At 59.6% G+C, this 21,211-nt stretch carries 24 protein-coding genes; 18 read left to right on the top strand and 6 right to left on the bottom strand.

Annotation, left to right across the window (positions count from 1 at the left end):
- Positions 1-93 precede the first annotated feature (93 nt).
- The 5 genes from NSJP_RS13800 to NSJP_RS13780 all read left to right on the top strand — a co-directional run bounded on the left by NSJP_RS13800 (position 94) and on the right by NSJP_RS13780 (position 4,378).
- Positions 94-675, top strand: a complete 582-nt coding sequence (locus NSJP_RS13800) for an RNA polymerase sigma factor (RefSeq protein ID WP_080887453.1) — start codon at positions 94-96, stop codon at positions 673-675.
- A complete protein-coding gene (locus tag NSJP_RS13795; protein WP_080887452.1) occupies positions 672-1,337 on the top strand; it encodes an anti-sigma factor in 666 nt (221 codons plus the stop codon). Before NSJP_RS13800 ends, NSJP_RS13795 begins: the two co-directional genes overlap by 4 nt.
- A gap of 98 nt (positions 1,338-1,435) precedes the next feature.
- A complete protein-coding gene (locus tag NSJP_RS13790) occupies positions 1,436-3,688 on the top strand; it encodes a caspase family protein (RefSeq protein ID WP_155970215.1) in 2,253 nt (750 codons plus the stop codon).
- A 66-nt stretch (positions 3,689-3,754) separates the two neighbouring features.
- Positions 3,755-4,042, top strand: a complete 288-nt coding sequence (locus NSJP_RS13785) for a hypothetical protein (protein ID WP_080887450.1) — start codon at positions 3,755-3,757, stop codon at positions 4,040-4,042.
- A gap of 108 nt (positions 4,043-4,150) precedes the next feature.
- The gene (locus NSJP_RS13780) at positions 4,151-4,378 is read left to right on the top strand and encodes a hypothetical protein (protein ID WP_080887449.1); all 228 of its coding nucleotides are present in this window, start codon (positions 4,151-4,153) and stop codon (positions 4,376-4,378) included.
- 54 nt (positions 4,379-4,432) lie between these two features.
- On the opposite strand, the gene NSJP_RS13775 is transcribed toward NSJP_RS13780, so the two are convergent.
- Positions 4,433-5,770 carry an ArsB/NhaD family transporter gene (locus NSJP_RS13775; protein ID WP_080887448.1) on the bottom strand — a complete coding sequence of 446 codons (1,338 nt, stop codon included), beginning with the start codon at positions 5,768-5,770 and terminating at the stop codon, positions 4,433-4,435.
- A 157-nt stretch (positions 5,771-5,927) separates the two neighbouring features.
- On the opposite strand from NSJP_RS13775, the gene glgB reads away from it, so the two are divergent.
- Positions 5,928-8,135: a 1,4-alpha-glucan branching protein GlgB gene (gene glgB, locus NSJP_RS13770; protein WP_080887447.1), complete on the top strand. Its 2,208-nt coding sequence runs from the start codon at positions 5,928-5,930 to the stop codon at positions 8,133-8,135.
- 5 nt (positions 8,136-8,140) lie between these two features.
- On the opposite strand, the gene NSJP_RS13765 is transcribed toward glgB, so the two are convergent.
- Complete coding sequence (locus NSJP_RS13765; protein ID WP_172834346.1) at positions 8,141-8,689, bottom strand: FKBP-type peptidyl-prolyl cis-trans isomerase; 549 nt, start codon at positions 8,687-8,689, stop codon at positions 8,141-8,143.
- Positions 8,690-8,725: 36 nt separating this feature from the next.
- Positions 8,726-9,289, bottom strand: coding sequence for a YcbK family protein (locus tag NSJP_RS13760; protein ID WP_231989386.1), 564 nt, complete (start codon positions 9,287-9,289; stop codon positions 8,726-8,728).
- Positions 9,290-9,553: 264 nt separating this feature from the next.
- Here NSJP_RS13760 and NSJP_RS13755 point away from each other — a divergent pair, with 264 nt between their 5' ends.
- Both NSJP_RS13755 and NSJP_RS13750 read left to right on the top strand, forming a co-directional pair.
- Positions 9,554-9,916, top strand: a complete 363-nt coding sequence (locus NSJP_RS13755) for a response regulator (RefSeq protein WP_080887445.1) — start codon at positions 9,554-9,556, stop codon at positions 9,914-9,916.
- Between the two features lie 129 nt (positions 9,917-10,045).
- Complete coding sequence (locus tag NSJP_RS13750; protein WP_080887444.1) at positions 10,046-10,528, top strand: VanZ family protein; 483 nt, start codon at positions 10,046-10,048, stop codon at positions 10,526-10,528.
- A 107-nt stretch (positions 10,529-10,635) separates the two neighbouring features.
- On the opposite strand, the gene NSJP_RS13745 is transcribed toward NSJP_RS13750, so the two are convergent.
- A complete protein-coding gene (locus tag NSJP_RS13745) occupies positions 10,636-11,490 on the bottom strand; it encodes a hypothetical protein (protein WP_080887443.1) in 855 nt (284 codons plus the stop codon).
- Between the two features lie 15 nt (positions 11,491-11,505).
- Complete coding sequence (locus NSJP_RS13740; RefSeq protein ID WP_080887442.1) at positions 11,506-13,272, bottom strand: SagB/ThcOx family dehydrogenase; 1,767 nt, start codon at positions 13,270-13,272, stop codon at positions 11,506-11,508.
- Positions 13,273-13,316: 44 nt separating this feature from the next.
- On the opposite strand from NSJP_RS13740, the gene NSJP_RS13735 reads away from it, so the two are divergent.
- The 10 genes from NSJP_RS13735 to tadA all read left to right on the top strand — a co-directional run bounded on the left by NSJP_RS13735 (position 13,317) and on the right by tadA (position 20,398).
- Complete coding sequence (locus NSJP_RS13735) at positions 13,317-13,796, top strand: hypothetical protein (RefSeq protein ID WP_080887441.1); 480 nt, start codon at positions 13,317-13,319, stop codon at positions 13,794-13,796.
- 28 nt (positions 13,797-13,824) lie between these two features.
- The gene (locus NSJP_RS13730; protein ID WP_080887440.1) at positions 13,825-14,586 is read left to right on the top strand and encodes a tetratricopeptide repeat protein; all 762 of its coding nucleotides are present in this window, start codon (positions 13,825-13,827) and stop codon (positions 14,584-14,586) included.
- A gap of 159 nt (positions 14,587-14,745) precedes the next feature.
- Entirely contained in the window at positions 14,746-15,354 is a 609-nt protein-coding gene (locus NSJP_RS13725) for an acyloxyacyl hydrolase (RefSeq protein ID WP_080887439.1), read from the top strand.
- A gap of 10 nt (positions 15,355-15,364) precedes the next feature.
- Positions 15,365-16,111 (top strand): hypothetical protein, encoded by a 747-nt coding sequence (locus NSJP_RS13720; RefSeq protein ID WP_155970213.1) that lies wholly within the window; start codon positions 15,365-15,367, stop codon positions 16,109-16,111.
- A gap of 272 nt (positions 16,112-16,383) precedes the next feature.
- Positions 16,384-16,701, top strand: a complete 318-nt coding sequence (locus tag NSJP_RS13715) for a tetratricopeptide repeat protein (RefSeq protein ID WP_172834345.1) — start codon at positions 16,384-16,386, stop codon at positions 16,699-16,701.
- A 15-nt stretch (positions 16,702-16,716) separates the two neighbouring features.
- Positions 16,717-16,917, top strand: coding sequence for a hypothetical protein (locus tag NSJP_RS13710; RefSeq protein ID WP_080887436.1), 201 nt, complete (start codon positions 16,717-16,719; stop codon positions 16,915-16,917).
- Between the two features lie 84 nt (positions 16,918-17,001).
- Entirely contained in the window at positions 17,002-18,090 is a 1,089-nt protein-coding gene (locus NSJP_RS13705; protein WP_080887435.1) for a glycosyltransferase family protein, read from the top strand.
- 131 nt (positions 18,091-18,221) lie between these two features.
- On the top strand, positions 18,222-18,824 hold the full coding sequence (locus tag NSJP_RS13700; protein ID WP_080887434.1) for a sigma-70 family RNA polymerase sigma factor: 603 nt from the start codon (positions 18,222-18,224) through the stop codon (positions 18,822-18,824).
- Positions 18,821-19,840 carry an anti-sigma factor domain-containing protein gene (locus NSJP_RS13695; protein WP_080887433.1) on the top strand — a complete coding sequence of 340 codons (1,020 nt, stop codon included), beginning with the start codon at positions 18,821-18,823 and terminating at the stop codon, positions 19,838-19,840. The genes NSJP_RS13700 and NSJP_RS13695 overlap by 4 nt, the downstream gene beginning before the upstream one ends.
- Before the next feature lie 84 nt (positions 19,841-19,924).
- Entirely contained in the window at positions 19,925-20,398 is a 474-nt protein-coding gene (gene tadA / locus NSJP_RS13690; protein ID WP_231989385.1) for a tRNA adenosine(34) deaminase TadA, read from the top strand.
- Between the two features lie 35 nt (positions 20,399-20,433).
- Here tadA and NSJP_RS13685 read toward each other — a convergent pair whose 3' ends face one another.
- Entirely contained in the window at positions 20,434-21,210 is a 777-nt protein-coding gene (locus tag NSJP_RS13685; RefSeq protein WP_080887432.1) for a 4'-phosphopantetheinyl transferase family protein, read from the bottom strand.
- Position 21,211: the final 1 nt, after the last annotated feature.

Genomic DNA, 21,211 nt, shown 5'->3' with positions numbered 1-21,211 from the left:
GGGTCAACTTAAGGCCTATTGAGGGCACTCAGGCTTCTGTGCTACAGCAGGAGCGATCAGCGCCGATATCCTTCAGATTGAACTCCCTTGGCCATGGACACGACTCACGACCGTGAGGATTCTGACAGTGACCTCCTTGGTGCCGTGGTAGCCGGCGAGCAGACGGCCTTTGAACGTCTCTATCGTCTGTATGAAAAACGCCTCTATCAATATGTGTACACCCTCGTCAACGACCAGACGGTTGCCGAGGACGTGGTCGGGGAAACCATGATGGCCATTTGGCGGGGTGCCGGAACCTTTTCCGGCACGTCACGCCTCTCCACGTGGATCTTCGGCATCGCGCGGCACAAGTCGCTCGACGCCCTGCGGCGCACCGGACGCCGACAACGCGAAGTCGACCTGGACAGCGCCGCTGATCTCCCAAGTTCCTGCGACGGCCCGTTGGAAGGCATTCATCGAAAACAGGTCGAATCCCTCACGAAACAAGCCCTGGCCACACTGTCACGCGAACACCAGGAGGTTCTGCGCCTGGTGTTCTATGAGGAACTGCCCTACCATGAGATCGCGACACTGTTGAGCATCCCGTCCAATACCGTCAAGACACGCGTCTTCTACGCTAAACAGCATCTCAAGCGGGCGCTGGATAGGCTGAACCAGAAGGCACCCATCGTATGAACGAACCAGAAACTCTACCGGCCGGGGTACACCAGGAAGCGGCCCTGCTTCCCTGGTACGCGAACGAGACGCTCGGGGAAGAAGACCGCCAGCGCGTCGCGCGACATTTGGAGTCCTGCCTCGAATGCCGGAGGGAATTGAGTGAATGGGCCGACTTGGGGCGGAGCATTCATGAAACGTACGCCGCCCAGCCGGGGCCGAACCCTGCACTGGCCAAAGCCGTGTTTTCCAAAGTCGCAGCGGAGATCCGGCCGGCCGGCCGGGACGCTGGTCGCGATGACCAACGCCTGACCTCCTTTGATCGCTGGCTCCGTCCGCTCTTCGATGTTCCGTGGGTGCCGTCTTTGGCGGCTGTTCTGCTCGCCGTGCAGTCCGGACTGCTGCTGTGGGTAACGATGCCATCCGATCGGCACCCGATCAGCACCAGATCGGTCGACAGCCCCGCCGCGCGATTCACCGTCCGTTTCCACGATCACGCGACCGGAGCACAGATCAGAGACGTGGTCGTACGGATCCATGGGCGCATCGTCGACGGGCCAAACGCCGAGGGTACGTATGTGCTCGAGGTAAAGGCGGCGGATGCCGCAATGTCCCGTCAGATCCTGAACATTCTCCGGTCGCAAAACGGCATCATCGCGCACGCCGATGCCGTGACCCCGTGAACCACTTCACCTGTGCGCACGACGAGCGGTCAGACGAGTTTCGCGATGGGCGGTTCCCGTGAACAGGCCTCGTGCGAAAAGGCCCGAAAGGTGATCCGATGAAGGTTCCCTCCTGCACCCGCGTCATCCTGATCGCCCTCCTATTGCTGTGGGCCGGCCCGCTTCACGATCAGGCCGTCGGCCAATCCACCGGAGGAACGGGCGGAACGAAGCGCGCACTGTTGATCGGCATCAACAAATACCGGGCCGTGCCTAAGCTGCAGGGTTCCCTGAATGATATCGACACGATGAAGCAAGTCCTCATCACCCGATGGGGATTTCCGGAAAATCACATCCGCACCCTGACGGATGAACAGGCCACGCGCGCGGGCATCCTGGCGGCGCTCAATCAGTTCGTCGGCGAAACCGGTCCCCAGGATACGGTGTATATCCACTATTCAGGACATGGTTCGCAGGTGGCCGATCTCAACGGCGACGAGCCGGAAGATAACCTCGACGAAACCCTCGTACCACAGGACGGACGAACCGGCACGATTCCCGACATCACGGACGACGAACTGGAAGCCATTTTCAAACGGCTGCCGACGGCCCGTGCGTTCATCGTGCTCGATTCCTGCCATTCAGGAACGGCCACGCGCTCGCTGGATATCCGGACCAGGTCTATACCTCAGGACACCAGACTCGACCTCTATCGGCCCGCTCCCGGATCCTCGGATGTGCGGACCAGAGGCGGAATTCAGGCGCTGCCGGCCCGCTATGTGCTCATGACGGGGGCCGCATCGCATCAGGAGGCACTCGACGGCCCAGTGGAAGGCCGGTACCACGGCTTCTTTTCCTATGCGCTCTCCCGGAGTCTCCGCTCATCGCCGTCTTCCGCATCTCCGCGGGAAGTCTTTCGCGGAGTGGAGACGGAACTCAAACGCATTCAGTTGCACTTTGGCCGTGCTTCGATGCCCGAGCCGCAACTGGAAGCGCCGCCGGACCTGCTCGAAACTCCGCTGCTGGGTCCATCGGGTGCAGCCGGATCGGCGGCCGGGAGCTCCGGTCCGCGGTTGGCTTGGCTCGAAATCAAGTCGGCCGAATCCGGATCGATGACGTTGGTCAATGGACTGTTGCTGGGCGCCGTACCAGGATCGACCTGGGCTATTTACCCGCCCGGGGACACGGCCTTTAGCCCGGGGCGCGCCATCGCGATCGCCACGGTCACCCAATTGGCAGGTCAGGACGCCAAAGCCACGTTCCAGCCGGCCGACAAGAAGATTCCCGATCATGCCCGCGCCGTGGCCTTTCTTCCCGCTCCGACCGGCGACACGATTCCCATTCAAGTTCTCGAACCGGCCGAGAGCAAGCGGAAGCACATCGAAGAGATTCTCACGAAATACATTCCCAACGTCGCGATCGTCGGACCGGAGCAGTCACCGCGCTATCTGGTCCAGGCGCATGACAAGGAAATGAAGCTGTACGCAGCCGACGGACTGCAATTGGTCGGGACGTTCGCCGGAGACGGCGACAGCTGGGGGACGGGTCTGGCCACGGTCGTGTCGCGCTCGGCCACCGCCTCGGAACTGCTCACCCTCGACAATCCGTCCTCTCAGTTGCGTATCGACGTACGGGTCGCCAGTTCGCCGGCACCGGCGAAGCCCTCCGTCGGTACTCGCGGTATTGCGGTCGTCGCCGCCAATACGCAACCGGCAAAATATCGCATCAGAAAATCTGGGAAACCGCGCACATCGGAGAACAGTCTGCAGCTGGAAATCAGAGTCAGCGCCGATTCCTATCTGACCGTGGTGGACGTGGATGCCGACGGCGGGGTGAATCTGTTGTTTCCCAACGATTACACCAAAGCAGGCTTCTATACCGATGGATATGTGAGGGCCGGCGACACGGTCTTGATTCCCGACTCGTTGCAGAACGGGAACAGAGCCGGCTTCTATTGGGACTATGCCCCGCCCAAGGGAACCGATACCGTCCGCGTCTTCAGCAGCACCGACCTCGATACGGCGCACCTGCTTCGCCAGCGCATCAAAAACCTTCAAACGGCGGTCCCTGGCAAGAATGGACCGGCGGTCGGCACTCGCGGGGTCTCCGCTGAGATCGGCGGCATTCGAGAAAGCCTGACGACCAGAGCCACACGCGGCATCGTGCCCGTCTATGATCCGACGCCTCACATACCGGGGCAGGCAACGAGTGAACCGCGACCGGATCCGCCCATGGCTTTGCCCGCCCTTGCAAACACCGAGGCTCTAGTAGCCATCGACGCGCCCGTCGCACCCGACCCGTCGCCGATGGCTCCGTCCGGTCCTCCACCAGATTGGGCTGCGACATCGATCATGATCAAGGTCGAAGGGTAACGCAATTAGGACATTGACAGAAACACCGGAAGTCCCTACACTGCGCCGCACTCTTGAGGATCCCTCATGCCTCTGACTCGTGGATCTCAGCGGCGCCTCCTCACGGTTTTGACCTTCGCATTTCTCTGTCTCTGCGTGCTGATGCAGGTCCTGGGCACGACCCTGACGCTCTGGGCTTGCGAATTCGAGTCGGACCATCCCAGCAACCTACTCTTTGAAGGATTCTCGCTTCCCGTCAGCTACCTCGAGTTGCATCCTCCAGACATCACCGGCCTGGCCACCGAGCGTCTTCCCGAGTTTCGCCAATCCGGCGACGGTCATACCCTCTTGCGCCCCCCGAACCCGGGCGTCTAAAACGTCCGCTCCCTCGTGATCTTGCTGTCGTCGGCATCATGTTCCCATGGGTCCTGACGGCGAGGCCGTGGATATCGATCCCATAGACCGAAGTGGGAGGAGATTGCGATGTCGGAAATCCATGTTGCATTCTGTTGTGAAGTCTGTCGGAAGGTGAAAGACGAACATCTGGTCGAAGTTGCGGGTCACGAGTGGTGCTCGATCTCCGAGTATGCCAAGCGCCACCTCGTTCATGCGGAAGATATTCTTCTGTCGCACACGTACTGTCCCGACTGCACGACTTCCTATGAGCGGCTGATGCTGTACGGCCGCGGGAGCATCGCCCCGTCGGCCTGACGGGATGATGTAATGGGTCCGGCAGTCATTCGATAGGCTGGGACACGCGACCCGTTACAGGAACAGCCACCACAGGTAGAGCGAACTCAGGAGCATCGATCCGATGGTGACCGGAACGCCGATCCTCGCGAATTGCCAGAAGGAAATACCGTAACCGGCTTTCCGCGCGAGATCGACGATGATGACGTTGGCGCTCGCGCCGATAATCGTGGCATTGCCTCCCAAACAAGCGCCGAGCGCCAGCGCCCACCACAGAGGCAGGATGTCCGGCTGGTGAAGCAGCGCGGGCTGATCGATCAGGGACGGGTGGCGTGACCGCGCCAGGTCCACGATCAACGGATTCATCGCCGCGACGTACGGAATATTGTCGACCACGGCCGAAAGCAGCGCCGATCCCCACAAGATCGCTATCGTTGTCCCGGCTGGATTGTCGCTCGTATAGGCAACCAATAGCTCAGCGGCCCGCCGGATGACGCCCACCTTCACCAGCGCGCCGATCAAAATGAACAATCCGATGAAGAAAAAAATGGTCTTCCATTCCACTTCCGTCAGATAGGATAACTCTTCCGCCGTCCCGCTCGATCCGCGTCTGTGCCCGAACAACATGAACAGACTGGCGCCAAGCAGGGCGATGGTCGCCGGCTCCAAACGGAGCCAACCGTGGGCGCAGAACGCCGTGTTCACGATGATCAACAGCCAGACACACCGCCGGAGCATGCCGCGGTCCTGCACCGCGTCCTCGATGCGTAAGGTCAACACCGTGTCTCTGAGACTGGAATCGACCCGCATGGACCGGCCGGCGAGCCACCACAGGCTTCCAAGAAATACGGTCAGGATGACGACGGCGATCGGACCCAACCTGACGAGAAAATCCAGATAGCCGAATCCCGCCTTGCTGGCGATCATCATGTTTGGCGGATCGCCGACCAGGGTGGCCGTCCCGCCGATGTTCGAGGCCATCGCCTCGACCAGAAGAAAGGTCACGGGATTGAGATCGAGCCGCTTCGTAATAGAGAGGGTGACCGGCGCCATCAACAGCACGGTCGTCACGTTGTCCAATGTGGCCGACAACAGCGCCGTGATGACCGCGAGCAGCAGGAGCATGCGAAACGGCTGTGCATCGGATCGTTGGGCCGTCCAGATGGCCAAGACTTCAAACAATCCTGTTTCACGGACGATATTCACGATCACCATCATGCCGATGAGGAGAAAAATCACGTTATAATCCACACCGAACTCATGGGAGTAGAAGGCCTCCTCCTGGGTGACGATACCCAAGGCGATCATGAGGGCGGCGCCGAAGAGGGCGATAATGGTCTTGTGGATACGTTCCGTGATAATGAGGAGGTATGTGAGGCCGAATATCAGGAGCGAGAGAGACACGTCGGACATGATGACGTCACCAGCCTTATCGTCTTATCGAGGATCCGCATACACCGAAGAGACGCGGCCGACCATACACCCGACGCTCTCCTTCGCCTGAGCTTTTCTCTTCCCTATCGAGGTTCGAACCACGTACCATAGCGCATAATGATGAGGTTCGTCGATCATGTCTAGTCTCTCGCGTGAACGCATCGAACAGCTGGTCCAAGGGCGGTTGTGGGATCCTCACGCACTCCTTGGTCCCCATCAGTCGACTGACGCCCCCCGAGCGGTCGTCATCCGGCGCTTCGACCCCGATGCCGAGCGGGTCTCGGTGCTTCTCGACGGAGTCGATCCTGTCTCCATGCAGAGGGTCCACAAGAGCGGTCTGTTCGAATGCGTCGTCCAGGGTCCGTTGCCGGCCAAGCCGTATCGATTGCGCGTCATCGATCGCCGCGGAACGACCTATGATCTGCACGATGCCTATGCCTTTGCGCCGTTGCTCACGGACTATCAATTGCATCTTTTCTCGGAGGGCACGTTTTATCGAGCCTATGAAACCATGGGGGCGCATCTTCGCGAGGTCCGCGGAGTGTCCGGCGTCCACTTCGTCGTATGGGCGCCGAACGCGGCACGCGTCAGCGTCGTTGGCGATTTCAATCAATGGGACGGACGGCGCCATCCCATGATGAACCGGGGTTCGACCGGACTGTGGGAACTGTTCATTCCCAACCTGGGCGCGGGAACTCTCTATAAATATGAAGTCCGCCCGCGCGGGCAGGATACGATTCTGCTCAAGGCCGATCCCTATGCGTTCGGCTCGGAGCTTCGTCCCAAGACTGCCTCGGTCGTCACCGACGTGTCGACCTACCCCTGGAACGACCAGGCGTGGATGGCCGCGCGGGCAAAATGGGATCCCCTGCGAACCCCGCTCTCGGTCTATGAAGTGCATCTCGGTTCGTGGATGAGAATTCCGGAAGAGAACAACCGATGGCTCACCTATCGGGAGCTGGCTGACCGACTGATTCCCTATGCCAAGGAGATGGGATTTACCCATCTGGAATTGTTGCCGCTTACCGAGCATCCGTTCGACGGGTCATGGGGATATCAGGCTACCGGTTATTTTGCCGCAACACGCCGCTATGGGCCGACGGAAGATTTCATGGCGTTCATCGACCGGGCGCATCAGAACGGCATTGGTATCCTGATGGATTGGGCGCCGGCTCATTTTCCCGACGATCCCCACGGACTGTCGCAGTTCGACGGCACCCATCTGTATGACCACGCCGATCCCCGCCTCGGGTACCACCCCGACTGGCACAGCCGCATCTTCAACTACGGCCGGGTCGAAGTGCGCAACTTCCTGATGAACAGCGCGTTGTTTTGGATGGATCGATACCATATCGACGGATTGCGCGTGGACGCCGTCGCCTCCATGCTGTATCTCGACTACGGAAGAAAACCCGGAGAATGGATCCCAAATCAGTTCGGCGGTCATGAGAATTTGGATGCGGTGCTGTTCTTGAAGGACCTCAACGTGCTCGTCCATCGCGATTTTCCCGGCGCGATCATGGTGGCGGAGGAATCGACCTCCTGGGCCGGAGTGTCCCGCCCCACCTACAGCGGCGGCCTGGGATTCACATTCAAATGGAACATGGGGTGGATGCACGACACCCTCGACTACTTCCATCATGAACCCGTGCACCGGATGTACCATCAGGGTCAACTGACGTTCGGCTTGCTGTACTCCTTCAACGAGAATTTTCTCCTTCCGCTCTCCCACGACGAGGTCGTCCACGGCAAGGGAGCGCTGCTCGACAAGATGCCGGGGGATAATTGGCAGCGGTTCGCCAATCTACGCGCCATGTATGGATTCATGTATGCCCATCCCGGAAAGAAAATGCTCTTTATGGGGGGAGAGTTCGGTCAGTGGCGGGAGTGGAATCATGACCGCAGTTTGGACTGGCACCTGCGGGAATTTCCTTCCCACGCAGGGCTTCAGCTGCTTGTCAGGGATCTGAACTGGCTATACCGGGATCAGCCGGCGCTGCACGAAATCGATCATGACTGGGCAGGGTTTCAGTGGATCGACTTTCACGACGCCACCCATTCCGTCATAGCCTTCCTTCGAAAGACCAAAGATTCGAACAGGCAATTGCTCTGCGTCTGCAACTTCACACCCGTTCCTCGACGGGAGTACCGTATCGGCGTCCCTCGGCCAGGCTATTATCGAGAGTTGCTCAATACGGACTCTTCCGTCTACGGCGGCAGTAATCTTGGCAACGCCGGAGGCCTCCATTCCCAGGACGTCCCGAGTCACGGATTACCGGCTTCGCTCAGTCTCACGTTGCCTCCGCTGTCCGTCTTGTACCTGATCCGGCACTCGGACTGGTAGCGGTATCACTTCTTGGGAACGGACAGGACGTCCAGGACGGTCACGTCGAACAAGAGGACTTTCCCAGCCAGAGGATGATTGAAATCCAGCGTGACCGTGTCTTCGGTCACGGCGGTCACGCGTGGAAAGAGCGACTCGCCGTCCGGTCCCTTGGCTTCGAGTTGCGCGCCGACTTTCCTGGCTGCTTCCGGAATGAGGCTTTTCTTCACCTCTTGAATGGCTTTCGGATCGACGTCTCCGTATCCCTCGGCCGGTTGCACGACGATCCGTGCAGTGTCGCCTTTGGCATGCCCTGCCAGCGATCGCTCCAGTCCCGGTACGATTTCATGGGCTCCCTGATGATAGACCATGGGAGCCTTCCCCACGTTCGACTCCAAAACAGTCTGATCGTCCAATCGAAGCGTGTATTCGAGGGAGACCTGGGCACCGTCTTTGATGACGGCCCTCTTCTGGCCCGCTTCGGCGGCCGATACGGACAAGGCGCTTCCCAGAAGCGAGACGAACAGCACGGCTGAGCCGCAGTCCCGGACGATGCGGTGAAACGAGTGCGTCACGATGTCCTCCATGGTTCGCGGAAGCCGCGCGTCCGGCTACCAGAATCGGACGGGTCCGCAATCCAGGTGCACAAAGCCGGCTCGCGGATAGAAACCGACGCCCCCGTACCGTAGCGTCCTTGCAACCTGCCGGATGGCGCGCAGAGGGGTGCCGGGAATGTAGAAATCCAGTGCTTGCCCCTCGATGTGATAACTGTGCCGCACCGCGCGGCGGCTCCTCTTCACCAGCAATGCGTTATATTCCGGCGACCGATATCCGGAGATGACATGGATCTCGCCGTTTCCCCCCAAGGTCTTCTGCACGAGATTCACATGCTCGAGCAAACGGATGTCCATTGCCGCAACTTCACCGGTGTGATGGCAACGAAGGACGTGATTGACCTCGTCCAACGCGGCCAGATCGTACTCGCCCAGTTCGTTCCGATACCGGACGTGCAGGCGTTCGTCGGTATGGACGTTGTAAAAGTCCAGTTCGCCTTCAGGCAATGTCGCGGCCTGCGAGGTCGAAGGAGAGAACACGCGTCCGCTGACGGCAAGCAGTCCGACAAGCGAGGTTTTCAGCAAGGCTCGGCGCGTCCAGAGCCAGTCCTGGTCCGACACGACAATCTCCGGGATGATAATGGGGGTGAGCGTCGCGGTGGTATGAGCGTCACAGCTTTGTAGCAAATATCGCCGAATGAGGTCAAGCGTCCGCGCTGATCGGGCTCCTCCTCATCTGCGTGTCGCGTTATCGCGCGGTCCGCTTGCACGGATGCGGCCCGTCCTCGCGCATCGGAGGTTTTGAGCGCCCGCAATCGCATTCTTCCTAGACAGCCGCCACCGACTGCGGGTAGTATTCAGTGGGCTCAAGGAGCATTGATCATCATGGCCACTATTCTTGTCATCGACGATGAAGATTCGATCCGGCATCTCCTCAAAGATGTCCTGGAGAAAGCCCAGTACCAGGTCATCGAGGCCCGGGACGGACAGGAAGGCCTGCATGCCTATCAAAAAAACCGTATCGATCTCGTCATCATGGACATCCTCATGCCCGGAACGGACGGCCTCGAGGCGACGCTGCAATTGACCCGGGAATACGTGGACGCCAAGGTGATCGCCATGACCGGAGCGCAGGGTGATCGGAATTTTCTGGACGTCGCCAAACTGTTCGGCGCCCGTCGCGTCTTTGAGAAACCCTTTGACTTGATCAAGCTGGTCGACGCCGTCAAAGAGGAACTCGCCAAGTAACGCTCGTACACGTCTTGTACGCCATTCCCGATGAACCGTCGACGCGTGTCCGCGCTCATCGCGTGCGCCGCTCCACGGCCCGCAGTGTGAACATGCCTCCCGTGATACGAATCGGGACCTCCTGAAGACATGTTCGCCCGACGAATACATCCGGACCTTCTTTTTGCGGCCGCATGGACCATCGTGATCCTGATGGTCGGCACGTTGCCGCTGAAGAATTTCGTCGGACACTCGCACTGGGAATACATCAAATGGCTTCCCACGGCGCAAGACCTTCGCTCTCCCGCCTATTTACTGGATATTGCCTCCGATCTGATCGGCAATACTCTTCTATTCTTTCCACTCGGCTACTTCCTGAGCCGACTGTTGAATTCCAGCAAGCCTGTTCGCCACATGCTGCTGGCCGGGACCGTCGGCGCGCTCCTTTCGCTGAGCATCGAGTTCTATCAGGTCTATTGTCACTCCCGGTTTCCCTCTGTCTTCGACGTGGTCACGAACGTAACGGGTACGCTGCTTGGCGTACTGATAGGTCGGTCAAGGACGAAGACAGCCATGATGGAACGAAATCGGGTGCTGACTCCCACGCCGCACAATCACACGCTCATCCCCTGAGACAGCATCGGTCCCGGATCGTCCTTTCAAGGCAGTCCTGTCATGCATGCCCATGATCATGCGCAGAAGGAGAGGAGTTTCGGCAGAGGTCGGCTCGTATTCGAACGCTAGCGTCCGGCGGTCAATTCCTTGCGCATCAGTCCGCGCATCATGGCGGGATCGTTGTAACCAATCTCGCTGAGCGCATCCATCAGGTGAAGTCCTTTCGCAGTCACCAGTTCTTTCGCTTTGACATAGTTTTTTGCGCTGAACCGCGCGACGGCCGGCTGCCCATTCACGATCTGGCAAGCCAGGACTTCTTCTCCGACTTCCAGGATCCCCCCCTCGCCGATCAGCGTCTTCGCTTGCGCTTCGGTGATCCCATGCAATTGAGCGAACTCCTGCAGCCCGCCGGTCTCCACGAGCCGGCCGTCCGGCATGATGCAGAGGCGCTTGAAATGCGGGGACCAATCCTTCCTGAAATCGATGTACTTGATGTCGCCGCCTTTGGCCACCTGTGGACTGACCGTCCGGTAGTCCAGCCCCAGATTTTTCCGTTCGAGCTTCGCCTTTAATTCATCCGGAAGGGTACGGCGGAAGACTTCCAGCGCCGCGTCCTGCAATGAACAGGACCTGGCGCGGCTCACCTGCTCAGCCTCCGCAAACTGCATGAGATCCAAGACCCACGTCTGTTTGGGCAGCCCGCCCTGCGGATCGACCACGCAGCAAAAAAGCCCTTGCGTCAGCACACCGCCGACTTGCGGATAGACATAGAGGCCGCCCTCCGTGAGCAACGATGTCATCCGATCCAGCGGAATCTGGTAACTTTCAGAAAGGATCTTGGCATGCATTGCGAGATCCTCGGCGAGGGTCATCGCGCAGACGGTGACATTGCCAGGCGCATCAAACTCCGAGTAGTCCTCAATGATGTTGTAGAGTTCAGGCGGCTTGGATTTGGCCGGTTTTTTCTTAATCTTAAACATGAATTATAATTTCCATCATGATGATTTTACTATTTTTTGGTTATCGACAATATGAAAATACGGAGGCAGGGTCAGGAGACGCCGGTCTTCGACCGGTCCGCCGATGGTGAAATGATAGAGCGATTGGAGCGTCATCGATTTCACGGCAAGAACTTCGTGAACCGGATCATCGAAGAAACAGCCGATACCGGTCGCCCGTACTCCCGCCGCTTCCGCGTCCAGATAGAGAACCTGACCCAGCAACCCCGATTCCCAGAACAATCGTGGATACCACCAGGCGCCATCTTTCCGCAAGCGCCCCTCGAATTCGGCCAACATCCCGAACGAAAAAGCGCTGTCGCCGGCGATGTCCTGATGGCAGCTGACCTGAACGGACAGTTTTTTCGCGTCTCCCTCAAGCAACCAATAGAGCGGCAGATCGTCCGGGACGCCGGGTGCCTTGCTCCACACCAACTCAGGGTTCATGGCGTTCTGGACGAATGACAATTTGGATGGGGCGCGCAGGAAGAAATACAGGCCCGGTGTCAGGCCGTCGATCCGATGTACGAACAGCATGAGATGAATCGCCGGATCATATGGCCAGACGTCCCACGGAACCGTACGGTCCAACTGGCCGCATTGCTCTCCCGGCATGACGAGCCGCAGCATGCGAAAAAATCGGGTTGAGGAAATGGACGTTCGGCCGTCGAACGCCACGGCGCTCCGTCGCTGGCGGATGATCTGCGCGGCGGGCAATGACTCCGCCTGACCAACCGTCTCGCCGCCTGAGCACCGATCAGGCGACACCGTCCGGATCGTCCGTTGATCGGCCTCGTGCTTCCATGACGCCGCGGCAGCCATGTCGATGACATCCCACTGGACTCCATGTTCGTGGCTTAGGCGATTGGCGCGGCCGTGCCACGGTCCCTCAGCCACCTCGGCAACCGCCGCGGGTTCCAGATAAAGCGGAACTGTTTCGGTTGAAGCACCTCCGCCCGTTGCGGCCGGCCAGATCACCGCCAGACAATCCGGATGTTCTGGTTCGGCATCCTGAAAATCTTCCAGACGGCTCGTCCCAAGCAAAAGTCCCGCGGTGTCCTGCGAACTCCCCTCCAACAGCACCATTCGCCATCCCAGTGTGCCCGCGGAGATTCGAGCCGCTCCGATCGCATGGCCAACGTCGTGCTGACAATAGCGAAAGGCACGTTCGCCATACTTCCAAGCCTCCCGCCAATGAACTGAGGTCAATCCCAAAATGAACGCGTGGGCCGGAAACGGCGCCAAGACACGGGCGATCTTGCCGGACGGACAGGCGGCCCTGCGTTCTAGGGCATGCTCTTTGGGCGCATAGTGATAGAGGCCGGCCCGAAGCTCGCATTCGAACATGTCCGGCAGCAGAACGTAGCCCTCGGTCGGGTGCAGATTGCCGGACGATGGATTGATCCGAAGCGCCCATTCCGATTCTCCGACCCGTTTCCAAGCCGAAAGCGCGAGCGCCAACTCGAAAAATCGGGACAAGCTGCGCAAAGAAAGCGGATGGACGATGACGTCATGGGCATTGAACAGCTCGTCGTAGGAAGGCGAAACCGGATCCTCTTCCGGACCCACCAAGGGCAGTCGGATGATTTCGGACCCTTCATAGCGCCGAAAGGGATCGGGTTGATTGGCCCAATCCAGATATCCCATCGAACGGGCGTAGCGATGAAAATGATGCTTCGTTCGATTGTGATACCAGATGACCTGGTCGACCGTGTCGGAAACCGGGGGTTCCGAAGAAGATATCGGGGAATGGCCTTCGTTCATTGGAGCGTGTCGCCAGTGTACAAAGTGCCCGTACCGAAGTAAACGTGCGGCCGACCCGCCTGCACATTGACCTGAACGGACTCTGCAAGTATGCTCGTTCGATGCAATTCGACGCCGCGCTGGCCGCCCGCGAAGCCTTTCAACGGTCCCAAATGCAACTGGGTCCGGATTGGCTCACGGCGGTGGACCTGGAAGATCGGTTTTCCTCCTCCGCCGGAGCATCGGCGCGCGAGGCATACGAACACCTGCTCCTCCTTGCGGCGGCTCATCCGAACGCCGATGCCTTCCACGCGTTCTGCATCTATATTACGTGGCAGCAGGTCACGGAAGAAACGATCCCCCGCCATTTCCGAACCGGACTCGAGCTGTGCGAATCCTACCTCGGATCGCCCGAGGGCAAAGACCCGCGCGACATCGACTACGTGACCGAACTTCTGGAATCATTTCGCGCCGGCCTCGGCCTGACCGAAGAGGACGACATCGCGGTCGAGTACAGACGAGACACGCCCAAGGGCGGAGACTGATTCCCTTACGGTCGTTCCCGCCTCTACCATGGCTGACGATCACAAACACAGGGCTCGTATTTTTCTTCATCGCGGAGATCTCCTTCATGCCCGCGAAGCGTGGGAGGTCGCGGCGGACGATGACCGCCGCAGCGGAAACCGCCGGGGATTGTCGGATTCGCTCGGCAATCTCGGCAATACCTGCGCGCTGCTCAACGACCTGACTCGGGCAGAAGAATGCTATCGGGAAGTGCTCGTCATCCAGCGCGAAGAGCGCGACGCGCACGCGATCGCGCATACGCTGGTCAACCTCGGAAACTTGCACGCCGGCACGGAGCATCCGGAGAAATCCCGCCCCTATTACCTGGAAGCCCTCGACATGCTGGTGGAGTTGAATGACCATCGGGCATTAGGCATTCTCTACAATAACCTCGCGCTGCAGGACGCCCGGGAGCAACAATGGGACCAAGCCGACGCGTCGTTCCATCTGGCCCTTGACCAGCATCGCATTGTGGGCAACGAGGAAGGGCTCGCCGTGACGTACAGCCAGATGGGCAAGACCTACCTTCAGCGCGGCGAGTTGACCGGCGCGGAACGTTGCCTGAACAACGCATCCGAGCACTACGTCCGCCTCGGTCACGAACCGGCCGAAGCCGCCGTGGTCCGTCTGCTCGCTTCGGTGTACGAGCAGCGAGGCGACCTCGTCTCGGCACGCCGTTGCCTCGAGCGTGTGATCTCCATCGATCGCCGCTACCATCTTCCGGACGAAGCGAACGACGTTCGCCGCCTGATGCAATTGAAACCGTCGTAAAACTTTTCTCCCTTCCCCCTTTTCTCCCCTTCGGGATTTTCACTGCGGGTTTCTTTCACTTTCTGGACTTCCCGAAATTCTTTGTTACTGTAGGCCTCACTGCTCACGGTGCAATCCACGCTGGATAATTTCCCTGCCGACACAGGGCCGAGATGCTGAATGACACGACTGCGACCGGGCATCATTGTGTTGCTCCTCCTGCTGACGGCGGGATTCCATCCATCGTTTGCGCGATCCGAAGAACCTGTTTCAGGACTGCGGTTTGGAATGCAGGAGGTGGGCTTCTCAGCCGGTTATCTGATATCCGTCCGTCTCACCAGCGACCACTCGACGAAACAACAGGGCCCGGCCCTCATGCCCTCGTGGAGCATGATCCTGACCGACCCGATCGGGAAAAGCTGGTACCAGGGCCAGATTCTGCTCGGGGCGGAAATCGTCTATGTCCAATTTCAGGAACCGGTGCTGACCCACGGCATCGGCTTTACGCCGAAGATCAAGTATCTCTTCAGCGGATACCATTCGCTTCGTCCCTATGTCGAATTCGCCGGAGGACCGTTTTACACGGATCTCGTCGGGTACGTTCCGGAAGAATCAGCCCGCCTCAACTTCATCCTGACCGCGGGAGTCGGCCTGTCCTGGTTCGTGACGCCGCGGATGGCTCTCAACGCCGGCTATCGTTTTCATCACATCTCCAACGCCGGCACGCGATACCCCAATGTGGGTCTCAATGCCAGCCTTCCCTACATCGGATTCGCCTTCTATTTCTAGGGGGTCATGCGTGAAGACTCTACGAAATCTACCAGCCTGTCATGCCGCACTGTTGACGCTGCTGCTGCTGTCCAGCTCAGCTTGTTCGCGCTGGATCGAATTGACTGATGACGACGCATCCCTCCAGCGTCGCGACACGACAAGGACGATCACGCAACAGGAACAGGTTCCTCTCCTGCTTGATCGCGTCCAATTGATCAGAAATGGCTCCCCGCAGAATCCTTCGCAGGATACGGACCGGCGGCTTTTGGGCTCCTTGCGGGAGATCGGACTCTTTTCACGATCGGACTCTTCCGAACATGTCGGTGCACCCACGCAGGGCAAAACCATTCGCGCGCGCCTGGTCATCGATGAGGCCGTTGATCCACATTCGGGCGCCGCAGCCTGGAAAGGCATCGTGATCGGAGCGTCGATGTTCCTCCTCACACCTGTGATTCCGTTGGAGTACGACTATGCCTCCCATATGACGCTCGAACTCGAGCGATGGGACGGACAGATCAAGCGGTACGAAGGACGGTCGGCGGGAACGAGCCGATATCATCTCTTTGGGGCGAGCCCGCTGGTGATCGATGAACTCAAGGGCGTGGTCACCGAATCTTGCCTGACCGCGCTCATGGAGCAGCTGGTGCAGGACAGCTCGTTCTACACCGCCAGCAGCGCCCCCCTTCCCGACAACCCCATCCGGTCCGTGTCCGTCAAACCCAGGCCTTCGGGCTCCGCGCCGGTCGTGCCAGTCTTCACCCCATCGAGCCGCTAGCAGGCTGTCGGCAAATCCTCCAGCCGCGTTTTCGCATCGCCTCTCACTCGCTTCGGCCTTGCTGGACGGCCTTTCTGGACAGCCTGCAGAGCATGCTGATGGCGTCCGTGGCCTCAGACGCGACTTCATTTCTCCGGTCACCACGCAATGTCCACGCACTGCTAATTTCAGCGAACTCCCCGCTTCCGCCCGCAACGGAATGTCGGTACTAGCTGCGGCTCGGCGACGATGGTATGATGCGCCGAGACGGAGAATTCCCGGAGACCTCAGGCATGGACATCGAAGCATTCCGCCAAATGGTGGCCAAGAATCCCAATGGGTTTCTGGGCCGATACGGATTGGGCAACAAAATTCTTCAAGAAAAAGGCAGTTACGAAGAAGCCGCGACACATCTGAAGGTGGCCGTGCAATTGGATCCGGTCCATGTTGCGTCACACTTTGCGCTCGGACGGGCGCTGATCGGGCTGAATAAGTCCGACGAAGCCAAATCGGCTTTAAGGGCTGGAATCGACGCGGCGCTCTCCGGACGATCCAACGGCGGCGTGGATCTCGTTCCCGAGATGCAGGCCTTGCTTCGAACGTTGCCTTGAGAGGACTTCGAGATTATGACGCTCGACGACGCCAGGAAACGGATCGAATCGGCGGTGACACAGTACGGCCAACACGCGGCTCCTGTCCTTGACCTGGTCATGAACGAGGTACGATCGGACATGGGGGCCAAGGCGTTCAACCAGTTGGTCGAGGAATTCGACCTCGAGCTGGAATACAACATCGCGCCCCTTGAATCGGATTACTCCAACAGTTGAGCGCCCGCATCCTTCGATGCCGTCACGTCTGACGTTCAGCTTTCTATTTTTCCCGTCAGCCTTGAGACTCCATCCGACACCCTCATGCCGGTAATCTGGGCAGCGATTTCAGGGCACGGGTACGGTCATGCCGCCCAAGTCGTCCCCGTGCTGAATGCGTTGGGCACCCTCATTCCCGATCTCACCGTCATTCTACGGACACTGGTACCGGCCTCGTTCTTTGCCGATCGTTTGAGGCTCCCCTGGACGTTGCAGCCGGTTCAACAGGATATCGGCTGCATCCAACAGGGTCCCATGCAGATCGACGTCGCCGCCACGTGGGAAGCTCATGCCAGATTTCATGCAGAGTGGTCGCAGCGTCTGGAGCAGGAAGTGGCCGCGATCCGGTCTGCCGGCCCCCGCGTCATCGTGGCGGATACCCCGTATTTGGCAGTCCGCGCCGGAGTGGAAGCCGGGGTGCCGACCGTTTGCCTGGCCAATCTCACCTGGCATGACATCCTGACCCCCTTCGTGGACGGAACCAGGCCGGATCAGCATGACATCCTGTCGGAGATCGGCGGACATTATGCCGTAGCCAACTCCGCTCTCCGTATCGCCCCCGGCTTACCGCTGTCTCCCATCCGCCACGTGACCAATATCGGCGCCATTGCTGAACTGGCCGTTCCGGTGCGTGACCAACTCCGGAAACGGTTGGAACTCCTCGACGATGAGCGGCTGGTGCTGGTCGGCTTCGGAGGCGTTCCGTTGACGTCTCTTCCATGGGAGGCCATGGAAAACATGGGCGGCTACCATTTCATTGTCGACGGCCCGATCACCCGACGGTCATCCCGGATTACCTCCCTCGGCTCTCTGCCGTATCATTTCCGATCGATGATTCCGTCCGCCGACGTGATCATGACGAAACCGGGCTACGGCACCGTGGTAGAAGCCGTCGCAGCCCGCGTCCCGGTGGTGTACGTTCGACGGTACATCTTCGCGGATGAACAACCGTTGGTGACGTTTCTCGAGCAGTACAGCCGCTCATCCGAACTGTCGAAGGAGGATTTCCAGATCGGAAAATGGCCGCCGGCCTTTGAAGCCGTCGAGCGCCAACGCATCACGCAGGCCGTGCCGTCCTTCACAGGCGCAGCCGATGCCGCCGGTCATCTCGCCCGCTATTTCGAATCTCACTGACGGTCCGCACGTTTCGCCAACGTTCTCGTCTACTTAAATAGAGATCTTTTTTGCCAATCCACTCGTAGATGCTATAGTGGTTGCGGGCGAGAGGTGATGTCATCTCCGGCCTACTGCCTGACTCGCACCGTATGGATACACCCACTCGACGCGCCACTTCGACGATCGACCCGGCGTTGTTCGCCCGCATCGTCAAAGGGGACCAGCAAGCATTCAGTGAACTGTACGATCTGTCATGCACCCTGCTCTATACTCTGGCGATCCGGATCCTGGGCAACCGCGAGGAGGCCGAGGAGGTCCTTCAGGACGTCTACTTGGAGGTATGGAGAAAAGTGGCTCGCTACGATGTCGGGCGAGGCACCCCGGTGGCGTGGTTGATCACGCTCACCCGAAGCCGCGCCATCGATCGTTTGCGCGCACGGTCGGCGCGGGGTTACCAGACAACGGACTCGCTGGAACGGGACGCGGCGGCACAGATCCGGGATATGAGCCCCAGCCCTTTCGAAACTCAAGCCGATCAGGAATTGCGGCTCGCCGTCGGCACGGCCATGGCGAGCCTGCCCGCCGCTCAACAGCAGGCCATCGAACTGGCGTACTACGAAGGTCTCTCACACATGGAAATTGCCGCACGTCTGAATCAACCGCTTGGAACGGTCAAAACACGCATCAAGCTGGGCATGTCCAAATTGCGTGATACGCTCCGCCATTGCTGGGATCAGGGTGAGTACGAATGACGCATGAAGAAATCGAAGACGCCGTCCCACTGTATGCCACCGGAGTGTTGGATCGCGCCGAGCGCCAGGCACTGGAGGCCCACCTCCTTTCGGGCTGCACCTCCTGCCACCATGCGTTGAAGGAATATCAGGCCGTTGCCGCCATGCTGCCGCTCGGCCTGGCCCAGACTTCACCGGCGCGCAACCTCAAGGCGCAAATCATGGCTTCGCGAAATCCCGTCGCCGCAGCCCTGGAGAACGGACAGAAGGACGAACCCAAGCCGAGTCTCGAGCCGGGTGAATGGATGAATCACCTCTTCCCGCCCATTACGCCGGCCCGGTCGGTCTCCCTGCCGTGGGCGCTCGGCATCGCCGCGGTGCTGCTCGTGACGGTTGCAGGCTATTTGGGATGGTCCTTCACGACTCGCCTGTCTTCCGATGGCGCAAAGATCGAGCAATTGGAAACCGCCTTGCAGGAGCAAACGACCAAGCTCGTGGGTCTGCAACGCGTCGTCGCGGATCGTGACCGTACCGTCGCCATACTGGAGCGCGACGGCGAGCGACGCGGGCATGACATTGCGGAGTTGAAGGAGCAACTGATCGAACGGGAGACCGAACTCGAAGGCTTGGAACAGCAGCTCACGTCACGGTCGGCCGCGGGCGCCCGGGGAAAAACTCCGCAGGACGAATTGGCGGCGCTGCTCAGACAGCCAAGCATCCGGGTCGTATCGTTGAATGGATCGGAGATGGCCAAGAACGCGTCAGGTCTTCTTCTTTATGACGCCAAAACGCAAAAAATATGGCTGTACGCCGTCAACCTTCCGGAATGCGTCAACGGCACGATGTATCAGCTATGGGCAATCGACCAGCGGCCCAAGAGTATCGGTACCTTCCATATGGACTCAGGAGAGACTGCGCATCTCATGGTCAAACGTCTTCCTGATTTCGAACGGACCAAGAAGTTCGCGGTCAGTTTAGAGCCGCCGGGCGGCCGCCCCCAGCCGACCGGGGCCCTGTATCTGGTCAGTCAGTCCTGATCTCATCCGACCCTCCTCTTGACGCTCACGGCGAACCCCGTTACAACCGGCCGTAAAACGGTTTTACCCCTGGCCTGCCGGACCATGTCGGACTCATCGGTCGATCAAGACACGTATTTTATGAGGACGGCGCTGGCCCTCGCCGCCCAGGCGACAGCCATCGGAGAAGTTCCGATCGCCGCAGTGCTGGTGCAGGGGTCCGAAGTGATTGCTTCCTCCCACAACTTCCGTGAAACGTGGCAGGATCCGACCGCACATGCGGAGTTGATCGCCATTCGGGAGGCCGCCAAACGGTGCGGGACGTGGCGACTGCTGGACACGACCCTGTACGTGACGGTCGAGCCCTGCCCGATGTGCCTGGGTGCCGTCATCCTCGCCAGAATTCCGCGGCTGGTCTTCGGTGCCCGAGATGCCAAGGCCGGTGCCTGCGGATCCGTCCTCGATTTCTCCAGAAACTCCCGCCTCAATCATCAGGTAACAGTAACCGGCTGCGTCCTCGAACAGGACAGCCAAGCCCTTCTCAAAGATTTTTTTCGAGGATTGCGCAGCGAAGGATGAGCGGCAGGAGGACAATGAGCCGGGATGTGACTCCGTTATTCCGGCATCCCTCGCAGGACCGCCGTTCCATAGAACGCCACGGCAGCAGACCATCCGAGTCCGCATGACAACCACTGGACATACCATCCCTTGTCCATGTTCGATCCGGGAAGAATACGAACCTCGATCTGCCGCTCCTGGCTGCCCAGGTCGATTTCGCATTCGCCCAAGGAAGGGATGCCTTTCCCCTGCCCCTTCAGAACGGCTTCCTTCGCCACCCAGTATTGAAAGAAGCAGAGCGTATGTTGAGCCGACGGCTGCGCCGTCAGCGCCGCATATTCATTCCGCGTGTAGAACCGCTCGGCCAGCTTGAGTGCCTCGACGTCCTCGCGCATCAGTTCCAGATCCGCCCCGACTTCTCGATGCCTGGAAACCGCCAGGAGCATCCGGCCATGCGAATGGGACAGATTGAACGCAATGGCGGCGGGGCCGGCCTCACGTGCCAGAACCGGTTTGCCTTCCCGCGACCGTCCGAATGACAACGCGGCCGGCGACGGGCCGGCATATCGGGCGAGCAGGACTCTCAGGCACCCATGGGCCAAGACGAATCGTCGTCTGTCCCTCTCGTGAACAAAACGTGAGGCGCGCGATCGTTCTTCAGCATCCAGATAGGCGGAGAGGCGATCATGACATGGATCCGCTTCGTCCAGACTGCATTGCCACACATGAATGGCGCCGTCTTCGAGTTCCAGACTGCCTCCGAGCATGTCGAGAAGACGGCTGGGGGATGTGAGGGGAATCGCCGGAAAAGGGACAGGCTGATACCCGTTCATG

This window comes from Nitrospira japonica (assembly GCF_900169565.1).
Taxonomy (GTDB): domain Bacteria; phylum Nitrospirota; class Nitrospiria; order Nitrospirales; family Nitrospiraceae; genus Nitrospira_C; species Nitrospira_C japonica_A.
This window is presented reverse-complemented; position numbering and strand designations above follow the sequence as displayed.